The 12,382-nt window shown below is 54.6% G+C and carries 13 protein-coding genes; 11 read left to right on the forward strand and 2 right to left on the reverse strand.

The genetic code is table 11. The features are described from left to right. From NG42_RS23225 to mlaA, 5 genes are all read left to right on the forward strand, one after another. Positions 1 to 828, forward strand: an 828-nt coding sequence (locus NG42_RS23225) for a cytochrome c-type biogenesis CcmF C-terminal domain-containing protein (RefSeq protein ID WP_052897398.1), incomplete at its 5' end; no start/stop codon positions are given. Beyond that, positions 825 to 1,382, forward strand: coding sequence for a DsbE family thiol:disulfide interchange protein (locus NG42_RS01785; RefSeq protein ID WP_052897151.1), 558 nt, complete (start codon positions 825 to 827; stop codon positions 1,380 to 1,382). The genes NG42_RS23225 and NG42_RS01785, both read left to right, overlap by 4 nt. Next, entirely contained in the window at positions 1,379 to 1,840 is a 462-nt protein-coding gene (locus NG42_RS01790; RefSeq protein WP_052897153.1) for a cytochrome c-type biogenesis protein, read from the forward strand. Before NG42_RS01785 ends, NG42_RS01790 begins: the two co-directional genes overlap by 4 nt. Then, complete coding sequence (gene ccmI / locus NG42_RS01795; protein WP_052897155.1) at positions 1,837 to 3,057, forward strand: c-type cytochrome biogenesis protein CcmI; 1,221 nt, start codon at positions 1,837 to 1,839, stop codon at positions 3,055 to 3,057. The genes NG42_RS01790 and ccmI overlap by 4 nt, the downstream gene beginning before the upstream one ends. A 23-nt stretch (positions 3,058 to 3,080) precedes the next feature. Next, on the forward strand, positions 3,081 to 3,842 hold the full coding sequence (gene mlaA / locus NG42_RS01800) for a phospholipid-binding lipoprotein MlaA (RefSeq protein WP_052897157.1): 762 nt from the start codon (positions 3,081 to 3,083) through the stop codon (positions 3,840 to 3,842). 70 nt (positions 3,843 to 3,912) lie between these two features. On the opposite strand, the gene fadL is transcribed toward mlaA, so the two are convergent. Beyond that, complete coding sequence (fadL, locus tag NG42_RS01805; RefSeq protein ID WP_052897159.1) at positions 3,913 to 5,190, reverse strand: long-chain fatty acid transporter FadL; 1,278 nt, start codon at positions 5,188 to 5,190, stop codon at positions 3,913 to 3,915. Between the two features lie 375 nt (positions 5,191 to 5,565). On the opposite strand from fadL, the gene NG42_RS01810 reads away from it, so the two are divergent. The 4 genes from NG42_RS01810 to sixA all read left to right on the forward strand — a co-directional run bounded on the left by NG42_RS01810 (position 5,566) and on the right by sixA (position 10,152). Further along, positions 5,566 to 5,862, forward strand: coding sequence for a YfcZ/YiiS family protein (locus tag NG42_RS01810; RefSeq protein ID WP_072133280.1), 297 nt, complete (start codon positions 5,566 to 5,568; stop codon positions 5,860 to 5,862). 168 nt (positions 5,863 to 6,030) lie between these two features. Further along, the gene (gene fadI / locus NG42_RS01815; protein WP_052897161.1) at positions 6,031 to 7,341 is read left to right on the forward strand and encodes an acetyl-CoA C-acyltransferase FadI; all 1,311 of its coding nucleotides are present in this window, start codon (positions 6,031 to 6,033) and stop codon (positions 7,339 to 7,341) included. Further along, a complete protein-coding gene (fadJ, locus tag NG42_RS01820) occupies positions 7,341 to 9,500 on the forward strand; it encodes a fatty acid oxidation complex subunit alpha FadJ (RefSeq protein WP_052897163.1) in 2,160 nt (719 codons plus the stop codon). Before fadI ends, fadJ begins: the two co-directional genes overlap by 1 nt. A gap of 169 nt (positions 9,501 to 9,669) precedes the next feature. After that, on the forward strand, positions 9,670 to 10,152 hold the full coding sequence (sixA, locus tag NG42_RS01825) for a phosphohistidine phosphatase SixA (protein WP_052897166.1): 483 nt from the start codon (positions 9,670 to 9,672) through the stop codon (positions 10,150 to 10,152). 124 nt (positions 10,153 to 10,276) lie between these two features. On the opposite strand, the gene smrB is transcribed toward sixA, so the two are convergent. Then, positions 10,277 to 10,831, reverse strand: a complete 555-nt coding sequence (smrB, locus tag NG42_RS01830) for an endonuclease SmrB (RefSeq protein WP_052897169.1) — start codon at positions 10,829 to 10,831, stop codon at positions 10,277 to 10,279. Between the two features lie 178 nt (positions 10,832 to 11,009). Here smrB and prmB point away from each other — a divergent pair, with 178 nt between their 5' ends. Next, a complete protein-coding gene (gene prmB / locus NG42_RS01835) occupies positions 11,010 to 11,942 on the forward strand; it encodes a 50S ribosomal protein L3 N(5)-glutamine methyltransferase (protein WP_052897172.1) in 933 nt (310 codons plus the stop codon). 44 nt (positions 11,943 to 11,986) lie between these two features. Further along, positions 11,987 to 12,382, forward strand: a 396-nt coding sequence (locus NG42_RS23230; RefSeq protein ID WP_052897400.1) for a chorismate synthase, incomplete at its 3' end; no start/stop codon positions are given.

Genomic DNA, 12,382 nt, shown 5'->3' on the forward strand with positions numbered 1-12,382 from the left:
AAACAGCTCGGACTCGGCAGTATTTCCATCGGCGAACCCTTCTTTAACACCCTGTTTACCTGGCTGATGGCCCCGCTGGCGCTGATGTTGGGTATCGGGCCGCTGGTTCGCTGGCGGCGTGATGAGCCGCAAAAGCTGTGGAAACGGCTGGCGCTGGCGCTGGTGGCGACGCTGGCATTGTCAGTACTGCTGCCGTGGCTGATGCAGGATCGCATTGAAGCAATGACGGTAGTGGGGCTGATGATGTCGCTGTGGGTGATTATCCTGACGCTGATGGAGCTACATGAGCGCGCGACCCATCGCCATCGCTTCTTCAAAGGCTTAACTAAGCTGTCGCGCAGTCACTGGGGCATGGTGCTGGGCCATCTCGGCGTGGCGGTGACGGTGATTGGTATCGCCTTTAGCCAGAATTACAGCGTTGAGCGCGATGTCCGAATGAAAGCGGGCGACAGTGTCGACATTGATAACTATCACTTTGTGTTCCGCGATGTGCGCGAGCTGAATGGCCCGAACTACAGCGGCGGCGTGGCGCTGATTGACGTTAGCCGTAATGGTAAACATGAAGCGACGCTGCACGCGGAAAAACGTTTCTACAGCGTCACCCGTTCAATGATGACCGAAGCGGCGATTGACGGCGGGTTAACCCGCGATCTCTACGCGGCGCTGGGTGAAGAGCTGGACGATAACTCATGGGCGGTACGGATTTACTTTAAACCGTTTGTACGCTGGATCTGGTTCGGCGGCCTGTTTATGGCGCTGGGCGGCATACTTTGTCTGCTGGATCCGCGCTATCGCTCGCGTAAAAAAGTGCAGCAGGAGCCAGCATGAACAAGAAGATCCTCTTTATTCCGTTGATTTTGTTTCTGTTGCTGGCGGCCGCGTTGCTGTATCAGCTGTCGCGCAACGCGGATGGCGACGATCCCACGCGGTTAGAGTCGGCATTAATTGGTAAACCGGTGCCGGTGTTTAAACTCGAATCGCTGGATCAGCCCGGTAAGACTTACGATCAGGCGATACTGAACGACGGCAAGCCGATTTTACTGAACGTCTGGGCCACCTGGTGCCCGACTTGTCGTGCCGAGCATCAATATCTTAATTCGCTGGCGCGGCAGGGCATTCGTGTGGTCGGGCTGAACTACAAAGACGATCGCAATAAAGCGGTGAACTGGCTAAATACGCTGGGTAATCCCTATGCGCTGAGCTTGTATGACGGCAACGGCATGCTGGGGCTGGATTTAGGCGTGTATGGCGCGCCGGAAACCTTCCTGATCGACGGCAAAGGCATTATCCGCTATCGCCATGCCGGTGATATGAATGAACGCGTCTGGCAGCAGGAAGTGAAACCGCTGTGGGATAAGTACAGCCAGGAGAGCGCGTCGTGAAACCGCTAATTGCACTGCTGGTGGGGATGCTGCTGAGTTTCAGCGCGTTTGCCGCCATCGATACCTGGCAGTTTGATTCCGTAGAGCAGGAGCAGCAGTATCGTGAGCTGACCGAATCCCTGCGCTGCCCGAAATGTCAGAACAACAGTATTGCGGATTCCAATGCGATGATTGCAGCCGATATGCGCCTGAAGGTTTATCAGCTGATGAAGCAGGGGCAGAACCAGCAGCAAATCACCGATTATATGGTGGCGCGTTACGGTAATTTTGTCACTTATCAGCCGCCGCTGACGTTATCAACGCTGATCCTTTGGGCTGGCCCGGCGCTGTTTGTGGTGATGGGTGCCCTGGTGATTATCCTGCGCAGCAGAAAACGTCAGCCGTCGCAGCAGCGACTGGATGCCGCTGAGCAGCAGCGTCTTGATGAGCTATTAAAGAATAACAGGAAACAACCATGAGCGTGTTTTGGCTAACCCTTGGCGTGTTGTTGCTGGCCGCCAGCGCGCTACTGTTGATCGCTGGCTGGCGCAGTCGTAACGCCAGCGCCGGCGATCGCGATACGCTGAATAAAGCGTTCTATCATCAGCGTTTGCAGGAACTGGAACAGGATGAAGCGCAGGGCGTGGTGGCAGAGCGACCTGAAATGGTGCGCGAGCTACAGCAAACGCTGCTGACCGATATTCCGCTCAGCAACCAGGCGCCGGTGCGCAGCATCAGCCGCTGGGTATTGCTGCCGGGCGTGCTGGCAATCTTTATCGTCAGCCTTGGTCTCTATTTTAAAGTCGGCGGCTTGCCACAGCTGATGGTCTGGCAGCAGGTTAAAAATGATTTGCCGGCGCTGCGCGGCAGAGTGATGGACCCGAACGGCAAACCGCTGACCATGGAAGAGCTGGCGCGTCTCGGTCTCGGCATTCGTAGCGAACTGCAAAACGATCCGCACAATATCAATGACTGGATGATGCTGGGGCGGATTGGCATGGTACTGAATAACGCCACCACTGCCAGCCAGGCATTTCAGCATGCGCTGCAACTTGCACCGAATGATCCGGCGATTAAACTCAGTTACGCAGAGGTTCTGACCCGCTCCAGCGACCCGCAGGATAATCGCGAAGCCGAGCTGATGCTGCAACAGATGCTGCAAGCGGATAAAAACGATTTACAGGTACTGGCTTTATTGGCATTTAATGCTTTTCAGCAACAGCAATACGATCGCGCTATCACTCTCTGGCAGCAGATGCTGCCACTATTACCGGCGGGCGATCGCCGTATAGAGAGGGTTCAGCGCAGTATTGAGCAGGCGAAAACTGATTCCGGCACACAATCCAGCAAACTGGCATTAACCGTCAGCCTGTCGGCAGAGGCAGAAAAAATGTTACATGAAGGCGGAGTATTGTATATTTCTGTTTCTGACGGTGTTTCACCGGTTCCGGTAGCGGTGAAAAAGCTACCGCTGAGTCATTTTCCACTATCGCTGACGCTTGATGACAGCAATGCCATGATGCCAGAGCGTCTGCTTTCGGCGCAGCATCAGGTACAAGTACGGGTACGCATTTCGCGTGATGGCACGGCCAATCCTCAGCCAGGTGACTGGCGGGGTGAAAGCGCAGTGACGCCATACGATGGTCATCAGCATCTGGCTGTTGAGATTAATCAGCAGGTCGAAAGCGCTAAATAATCTATCAGTACAGGGAGAACAACATGAATTACCGCCTGACGGGATTGGCATTGGCAAGTGTGCTGCTGGTTGGCTGTGCCAGTTCCAATAACGCGAACGAACCGCAAGGGCGTTCCGATCCGCTGGAAGGTTTTAACCGTACCATGTTTGATTTCAACTATAACGTGTTGGATCCGTATGTGGTGCGTCCTGTTGCCGTGGCCTGGCGTGATTATGTGCCAGCGCCGGCGCGTACTGGTCTGGGGAACTTCCTGGGTAACCTTGATGAGCCTGCGGCGATGGTCAACTCCTTCCTGCGCGGCGACCCGTATCGCGGTATGGTGCACTTTAACCGTTTCTTCCTGAACACTATTCTGGGTATGGGCGGCTTTATTGACGTGGCTGGCATGGCTAACCCGAAACTGGCGCGCGAAGAGCCACCGCGCTTTGGTGGCACGCTGGGTTCCTGGGGCGTAGGTTACGGTCCGTATGTTGAACTGCCAGCCTATGGTAGCTTCACCCTGCGTGAAGACGGCGGTGATTATGTTGATACCGTCTATCCGGCGTTAAGCTGGCTGACTTTCTGGATGTCGGCGGGCAAATGGATGCTGGAAGGGGTGGAGACACGTGCTCAGCTGCTGGATTCCGATGCGATGCTGCGCAATACCAGCGATCCTTATGCCTTTGTGCGTAATGCTTATTTCCAGCGTCATGATTTCCTCGCGAGCGGCGGTAAGTTAACACCACAGGAAAATCCGAACGCGTCGGCGATTCAGGATGATCTGAACGATATTGATGCCGAGTAAAGGCGATACCGGTTGATATCGATTGCAGGGGAGCCGTTTTCGGCTCCCGTTTTAAGGATATGCAGTAAGATCAGAAGCGGTAGTTCAGGTTCGCGCCGTACAGCCAGGCTTTACCTTCAGATTCGAAAGTATACGGGCCTTCTTTCACCGTTACATGCTGACCATGCATATAGGAAACACCGACGTCGACCGACGCATCCTGGTTAATGGCGTAAGACGCACCGGCACTTAACCACAGGCGATCCTGGTCAGGAATAGAGATGGAGCGCTTGTCGGCTGGCACCGGGCTGTCATCAAAGGCGATACCGGTACGGAAAGTCCAGTTATCGTCATAGAAGTAGCTGGTACCCAGCGCGATGCGGTAAGCATCTCTGAAGCCTTCATCTTTCTGGAACAGTGTCTGACCGTTGTTACCGGTGGCCTTCAGCTCCTGGAACTGGCTCCAGCTGGTGTACGCCAGGCTGTAGTGAACCGCCCACTGTGGTGCTACTTTATGGTAGCCAGACAGCTCCCACATTTCAGGCAGATTCAGCGTCAGAGAACCCGGAATGGTGTTGCCATCGGTGCCGTAAGGCAGGCCAAGCAGGCCGCCAATCGGGTTAATGGCGGAGGGCAGATCGCTTTTGTAATCACCGTCGAAGTCGATTTTAACTTCTGAGCGATAGGTAAAGCCAAAGCGGTTTTTGTCATCCACTTCATAAAGAATACCGGCGTTCCAGCCGTAACCCCATTTGTCGCCTTTCAGGTGGGCAATCTGTGTATCCGGAGCAAGACCCAACTGAGAGCCGGCTTCGCCAGCATAGCGCTCAATTTTCGCTTTGGCATACACCGCATCAAATCCGACACCAAAACTAAAGTGTTCATTCAGACGATACGCTGTGCTGAGATTAAAGTTACCGGTCATCAGGTCGGTGGTGCCGGCGAAACCGCCCGCGGCATAGCCCTTATTAAACTCGGTTGCCAGACCATAATTGCTGGTAATTGACGCGCCAACCCACCACTGATCGTTAATTGGCTGAACATAGTGAATATTGGGTACCCACTGCGTCGGGGCAATATTATCGGCTTTCAGGCTGGCACCTGAACCGCTGGTACCATCAATATTGACATCAGGATCAATAAAGACTGCACCAATCGAAAATTCCGGGCGATCCATTAATGCCATGGTTGCCGGGTTACGGCTGGCTGAGGCTGCGGTATCTCCCATCGCGCCTTCGCCGGAATAAGCACGACCTAATCCAATCGAGGAGAATTCATTGAGCTGAAAGCCCGCTGCATACACCTGAGAAGAGACTAATGCTACTGCAGCTGCCACAGCTGACTTTGCAAACAGGTTCTTATGGTTCATGACCACAACCTCATTATCTGATTTTTATGAAACTCTGTTACATAGCGTAACAAGGATCGCGGATTGTAGGGACTGACCGTCTGTTAACAAATCAGACCAGTGCGCCAAGTATAGGACTGACCGGTATATATGTTGCAATCTTGTTTTTATGATATTGACAAAATGATGTGTGAAATAAGATCTGCTTAACAAAAAATGGACAATTGAAATCTTAGTACACATTCAAGTTTGTCATGGATCAAGGTTAACTGTGATAGTCGTCACTCTGTACGCTTTTGGCGGAATCACGCTGGTTGCGGTAATAAGGCAGGAGTAAACTATTACATAGTAAATTAATTTTCCTGCCGCAACGGTGGCAATATTCAGGAGAAAATCATGACTGACGCGATAAATAAATGTAGCGCGAATGAAACAGCCGCCTGCTGTTGTGTTGATGTTGGCACTATTATGGATAATACCGACTGCACCGCCTCATACAGCCAGCTATTTGACGATCGTGCCGCAGCTGAAGCGATGCTGACCAGCCTGAGCGATAAGGCGCGTGCGGTTGAGTCCGAACCTTGCGAAATCAATGCCCGCTTCAACGAAGAGCGTGACGGTGTGCGTCTTGATGTTGATTTTATCTTTGCCTGTCAGGCAGAAACCCTGATCTTCCAGCTCGGCCTGCGTTAATCCCTTCCTCATTGTGGCAGCCAGCCTGCCACATACTGCTTAATTCGTGTCTGCACTCGCATTTTTGTGCCGGGACGCTTGGCGCAATATCCCATTCTGGTTAACACTGGATCAGGTCAGACCTCTTTTGGCAATGATGCCTCCGATCTCGGTTAACAGGTGATAATAATGAGCAAAGCGCTACCTTTGCTGACGCGTCAGGGCGAACGCATCGCGATAACTCACGGATTACGCACTCCTTTTGCCCGCCAGGCCAGCGCGCTGCACGGTATTCCGGCGGTGGAGCTGGGAAGCATGGTGGTCAGTGAATTACTGGCACGCAGTGACATTCCTCCTGAAGCGATAGAACAACTGGTGTTCGGTCAGGTCGTGCAGATGCCGGAAGCGCCGAATATCGCCCGCGAAATCGTGCTGAGCAGTGGTCTCAGTGTGCATACCGATGCGTACAGCGTCAGCCGCGCCTGCGCCACCAGTTTCCAGGCGGTAGCGAATGTGGCGGAAAGCCTGCTGGCAGGCACGATTCAGGCCGGGATTGCCGGGGGAGCGGATTCCTCATCGGTATTGCCGATTGGCGTCAGCAAAAAACTGGGGCGCACGCTGGTCGATCTCAGTAAGGCGCGCTCGTTTTCGCAAAAAATGAAGCTATTCAGCCAGCTGCGTCCGCGTGACCTGCTGCCGGTGCCACCGGCGGTGGCCGAGTATTCCACCGGGCTGCGTATGGGCGATACCGCTGAGCAGATGGCGAAGAGTCACGGCATCAGCCGTGAACAGCAGGACGCGTTAGCCCATCGCTCACATCAGCGTGCCGCCAAAGCCTGGGAAGAGGGCAAACTGGCCGGTGAAGTGATGACGGCATTTGTGCCACCGTGGCGTGCGGCGTTTGAGCAGGATAATAATGTGCGCCGCGACTCGACGCTGGAAGATTACGCCAGACTGCGTCCCGCGTTCGATCGTAAACATGGCACCGTGACCGCGGCCAACAGTACTCCGCTGACCGACGGTGCCGCCGCAGTGATCCTGATGACCGAATCACGTGCGCGCGAGCTGGGTATCGTGCCGCTCGGCTACCTGCGCAGCTACGCTTTTACCGCGATTGATGTCTGGCAGGATATGCTGCTCGGTCCCTCGTATGCCTCGCCGCTGGCGCTCGATCGTGCTGGCATCAGCCTCAGCGATCTGACGCTGATCGATATGCACGAAGCCTTTGCTGCGCAGACGCTGGCGAATCTGAAAATGTTCAATGATGAACGCTTCGCCCGTGAGGTGCTGAAGCGTCCGCATGCGCTGGGCGAAGTCAATGAAGAGCGTTTTAACGTGCTGGGCGGGTCGATTGCCTACGGGCATCCGTTTGCCGCCACCGGTGCGCGCATGATCACGCAAACCCTGAATGAACTGAAACGACGCGGTGGCGGCTTAGGGCTGGTGACGGCCTGTGCGGCGGGCGGGCTGGGCGCGGCAATGGTTCTGGAGGCTGAATAATGGAACAGTCATCTGCATTTCACTTACAGATGCGTCTGGATAACGTTGGGGTGATTACCATCGACGTGCCGGATGAGAAAATGAATACCCTGAAAGCGGCGTTTGCCGGTCAGATTCGCGAAGTGATTCAGCGTGCGCGGGAAAACCCTCATCTGGCCGGGCTGGTGATTATTTCCGGTAAACCGGATTCCTTTATTGCCGGGGCAGATATCGGCATGATTGCCGCCTGTGACTCGGCACAGCAGGCGGAAACGCTGGCGAAGCAGGGACAAAAGGTGATGAATGATATCGCCGGACTGCCCTTTCCGGTGGTGGCGGCGATCCACGGTGCCTGCCTCGGCGGCGGGCTGGAGCTGGCGCTGGCGTGCAGTCAACGCATCTGTACGCTGGATGATAAAACGCGCCTCGGCCTGCCGGAAGTGCAGTTGGGTTTACTGCCCGGTTCCGGTGGCACTCAGCGTTTGCCACGGCTGGTCGGTGTTTCCACGGCGCTTAACCTGATGCTGACTGGCAAAACGCTGCGCGCCCGTCAGGCGCTGAAACAGGGTCTGGTGGATGACGCGGTGCCTCACAGTATTCTGCTGGAGTCGGCGGTAGCGCAGGTATTGAAAGGGCATCAGAATCGAGGACGCTTACCGGTACGGGAACGTCTGGCTAACGGGCCAGTGGGGCGGGCAGTGATATTTAAGCTGGCGGCACGCCAGACGCGCGCGAAGACCCGTGGCAATTATCCGGCAACGGAAAAGATTCTGGCGGTGGTGCGGCACGGGCTGGAGCACGGCAGCCAGAGCGGTTATGCAGCAGAAGCGCAAGCCTTTGGTGAACTGGTGATGACGCCTGAATCACAGGCGCTGCGCAGTCTGTTTTTTGCCACCACGGCGATGAAAAAAGAGCATGGCGCGGATGCCGAGCCAGCGGCGCTAAAGCGTATTGGCGTGCTGGGCGGCGGTTTAATGGGCGGAGGAATTGCCTGTGTTACTGCCACCCGTGCCGGTTTGCCGGTGCGAATTAAAGATATCAACGCCGAAGGCATTAACCATGCGATGAAATACAGCTGGGAAACGCTGGGTAAAAAGGTGAAACGTCGGCATATCAAACCTGCCGAACGGCAGCGCCAGATGGCGTTAATCTCTGGCGACACGCAGTATCGCGGTTTTCAGCAGCGGGAGCTGGTGATCGAAGCCGTGTATGAAGATCTGGCGCTGAAACAGAAGATGGTGGCAGAGATTGAGCAACACTGCGCGCAAAGCACCATTTTTGCCTCTAATACCTCGTCGCTGCCGATCGGAGATATTGCCGCACAGGCACAGCGGCCAGAAAATATTATTGGTCTGCACTATTTCAGTCCGGTGGATAAAATGCCGCTGGTGGAGGTGATTCCTCACGCCGCCACCAGTGCGCAGACGGTCGCCACCACCGTGGCGCTGGCGAAGAAGCAGGGCAAAACGCCGATTGTGGTGGCGGATCGCGCCGGATTCTACGTTAATCGCATTCTGGCACCGTATATCAACGAAGCGATGCGCTGTGTGCTGGAAGGCGAACCGATTGAGCACATCGACAATGCGCTGGTGGAGTTTGGTTTTCCTGTCGGGCCGATTCAGCTGCTGGATGAAGTGGGAATTGATGTCGGCACCAAAATTATGCCGATTCTTCAGCAGGCGTATGGCGAGCGATTTGCTGCTCCCGCCGCATTTGACGCGGTATTACAGGACAATCGTAAAGGTCGCAAGAACGGTCGCGGCTTTTATCGCTATCCAGGCACAGGTTTGCTGCGTATAAAGCAGGCGGACGCCAGTATTTATCCGTTGCTCAGGATCAAGCCGAAAGCACAACTGGATACGTCGTTAATCGCCCAACGCTGCGTGATGATGATGCTGAATGAAGCGGTACGCTGTCTTGATGAGCAGGTGATTCACAGCGCACGTGACGGTGATATTGGCGCGGTATTCGGTATCGGTTTCCCACCGTTTTTGGGCGGCCCGTTCCATTATATCGATCGCACCGGTGCCACAATGGTGGTGAGTATATTAACCCGCCTGATGCAGCAGTACGGTGAACGTTTTGCCCCTTGCGAGGCGCTGCAACGGATGGCGCAGCAGAATAAAAAGTTTTACAAAGCAGAAACAGACGGCGATAACCACATTGATTCAGTGGCTTAGCTGCTCGCTTTAACAGCGCCGCGCACCGCGCTGTCGGTAGAGGCGCTTATTAAATACGCAATCGGTTGACTATACTTAAGGCATTGGGGTACAACACAGCGTTCATTCGCAGAATGAAGAGTCAGCGAACCGCTGTTCGCGGCGATTTTTTTAACAACACTGGTGCAATATGCAAGTTTTTATCATGCGTCACGGCGATGCGGCATTAGATGCAGCAAGTGATTCTGTCAGGCCCCTTACGCATTGCGGCTGCGATGAATCACGCCAGATGGCCAGCTGGCTTAACGGCCAGGCGGTAGATATTGAGCGTGTTCTGGTGAGTCCTTACCTGCGTGCCGGGCAGACCCTTGCCACGGTTCGGGAAGTGCTGCCATTGCCTGAAGAGCAAGATGTATTACCTGAGCTGACACCGGGCGGCGATCCGGGCTTAGTGGCCTGCTATTTGCAGGTGCTGGCGAATGAAGGGGTTAAATCGGTGCTGGTGATCTCACATCTGCCGTTGGTGGGTTACCTGGTTTCTGAACTCTGCCCGCAAGAGGCCCCGCCGATGTTTGCCACCTCTGCCATTGCCTGCGTGGATTTCGATGCGGAAAACAGCGAAGGTAAGCTGGAGTGGCAGGTTAGCCCAAAAAAATTAGCTAAAGCGATCTAGCAGCGGCGTTCTCGCCGCCTGTGTCAGGGTTTTGCGCCCTGGGCGCCAGCAGGACGGTAGCCGAAAACGGCTCCCCTGCGATGTTCCGGAAACCCCGACGATTTGCAACGCCGTCGGGTTGCCTCTACAGCAGTAACTCTGGCGGCTGCCACTCTTCCACTTCAATCAACACCAGCAATGCGGCATCGCCGCCAAACTCCTTTGGTGCCTGATGAAAAGCCATCACCCACGGATGCTGCGCTAACCATAATGGCGTCTGCTGTTTAAGCACATGTTTGCCGTGTCCGTGCATCACGCTGGCACAAAAAATATGTTCGCGACGACAGGCGGCAATCAACGCGCCCAGCTCCTGTTTCGCCTGATTTTGCGTCAGCCCGTGCAGGTCGAGAAAAATTTCCGGCGTATAGTCACCACGGCGCAGCTTTTTCATTTCGTAATGGCTGACGTCACTGCGCACATAGCGCATCGGGCCTTCCGATGACAGCAGCGGCTGAAACTCATCGGAAAAATAGTGGCTGTTATCGGCCTGCTCAGAAAGCAGCCGTTTAACCGGCACTTCACCGATCTTTTTACGCTTTGGCGGATGAACAATGGTGTCCTGCGCCAGTTTGCGCGTGCCGCTGATTAGCTGACGAAACAGAGCTTTATCATCAGCGCTAAGTTTTTCTTTCCGGGTCATTAGTCTTCACTGTCATGTTAATTTGCGGCGAACCTGGCGCATGGCTTCGGCCCGTCAGACCTCTACCTTAACTCGCCCCTGTAACAAAAGTCAGCTTTTTCGCCTCTCTGCGCTGAATTATTGCCGGCTTCGTGGCAAACTAGCGGCCGAGTTTACAGAACGGCCTGCGGAGGGCAACTTGGACAAAATTTTCGTCGATGAAGCAGTGAATGAACTGCATACCATTCAGGACATGCTGCGCTGGACGGTGAGCCGTTTTTCAGCAGCCAATATCTGGTATGGTCATGGCACCGATAACCCATGGGACGAAGCCGTTCAGCTGGTGTTGCCAACGCTCTATTTGCCGTTGGATATTCCGGAAGATATGCGCCTTGCGCGTCTGACGTCCAGTGAGCGTCATCGCATCGTTGAGCGCGTTATTCGCCGCATTAACGAGCGTATTCCGGTTGCTTACCTGACGAATAAAGCCTGGTTCTGCGGTCACGAATTCTATGTTGATGAGCGGGTACTGGTACCGCGTTCGCCAATCGGCGAGCTGATCAATAACCACTTTGCTTCGCTTATCGACCATCAGCCGCTGCATATCCTTGATATGTGCACCGGCAGTGGTTGTATCGCTATCGCCTGCGCCTATGCTTTCCCGGAAGCGGAAGTGGACGCGGTGGATATTTCGCTGGATGCGCTGGCGGTCACTGAGCAGAATATTGATGCTCACGGCATGACCCATAACGTCACGCCAATCCGTTCCGATCTGTTCCGCGATCTGCCAAAAATTCAGTATGACCTGATTGTCACCAACCCACCGTATGTCGATGCCGACGATATGGACGATCTGCCGAATGAGTATCGCCATGAACCGGAGCTGGGCCTGGCAGCGGGCAGCGATGGCCTGAAACTGGCGCGTCGCATTCTGGCCTGTGCGCCTGATTACCTGACCGAAAACGGTATTCTGGTATGCGAAGTGGGCAACAGCATGGTGCATATGATGGAACAGTATCCTGATGTGCCGTTTACCTGGCTGGAGTTTGATAACGGCGGTGACGGCGTGTTTATGCTGACAAGACAGCAGATTATCGATGCTGCCCATCACTTCAAGATTTATAAAGATTAAACATCAAAAAAGTAGCCTCCTGACAGAATAGAGGGAATAGAAAAATGGCGGGTAACACTGTTGGTCAACTCTTCCGCGTCACCAGTTTCGGTGAGTCGCATGGTATCGCGCTGGGCTGTATCGTTGATGGTGTACCGCCAGGTATTCCACTCACCGAAGCCGATTTACAGCACGATCTCGATCGCCGTCGTCCGGGGACGTCACGCTATACCACCCAGCGTCGTGAACCTGATCAGGTAAAAATTCTCTCCGGCGTGTTCGAAGGCGTGACCACCGGTACGCCGATCGGTCTGCTGATTGAAAATACCGATCAGCGTTCGCAGGATTACAGTGAAATCAAAGATGTTTTCCGCCCGGGACATGCCGATTATACCTACGAGCAGAAATATGGCCTGCGCGACTATCGCGGCGGCGGTCGCTCTTCTGCACGTGAAACCGCG

The sequence above is a fragment of the Winslowiella iniecta genome (genome assembly GCF_001267535.1).
Taxonomy (GTDB): Bacteria; Pseudomonadota; Gammaproteobacteria; order Enterobacterales; family Enterobacteriaceae; genus Erwinia; species Erwinia iniecta.

What these genes read in the sequence shown, in the direction of transcription:
- fadL (WP_052897159.1), bottom strand. Translation starts at nt 5,190, where the DNA reads ATGAACCATAAGAACCTGTTTGCAAAGTCAGCTGTGGCAGCTGCAGTA.
- NG42_RS01810 (WP_072133280.1), top strand. Translation starts at nt 5,566, where the DNA reads ATGACTGACGCGATAAATAAATGTAGCGCGAATGAAACAGCCGCCTGC.
- ccmI (WP_052897155.1), top strand. Translation starts at nt 1,837, where the DNA reads ATGAGCGTGTTTTGGCTAACCCTTGGCGTGTTGTTGCTGGCCGCCAGC.
- smrB (WP_052897169.1), bottom strand. Translation starts at nt 10,831, where the DNA reads ATGACCCGGAAAGAAAAACTTAGCGCTGATGATAAAGCTCTGTTTCGT.
- NG42_RS01785 (WP_052897151.1), top strand. Translation starts at nt 825, where the DNA reads ATGAACAAGAAGATCCTCTTTATTCCGTTGATTTTGTTTCTGTTGCTG.
- sixA (WP_052897166.1), top strand. Translation starts at nt 9,670, where the DNA reads ATGCAAGTTTTTATCATGCGTCACGGCGATGCGGCATTAGATGCAGCA.
- fadI (WP_052897161.1), top strand. Translation starts at nt 6,031, where the DNA reads ATGAGCAAAGCGCTACCTTTGCTGACGCGTCAGGGCGAACGCATCGCG.
- fadJ (WP_052897163.1), top strand. Translation starts at nt 7,341, where the DNA reads ATGGAACAGTCATCTGCATTTCACTTACAGATGCGTCTGGATAACGTT.
- mlaA (WP_052897157.1), top strand. Translation starts at nt 3,081, where the DNA reads ATGAATTACCGCCTGACGGGATTGGCATTGGCAAGTGTGCTGCTGGTT.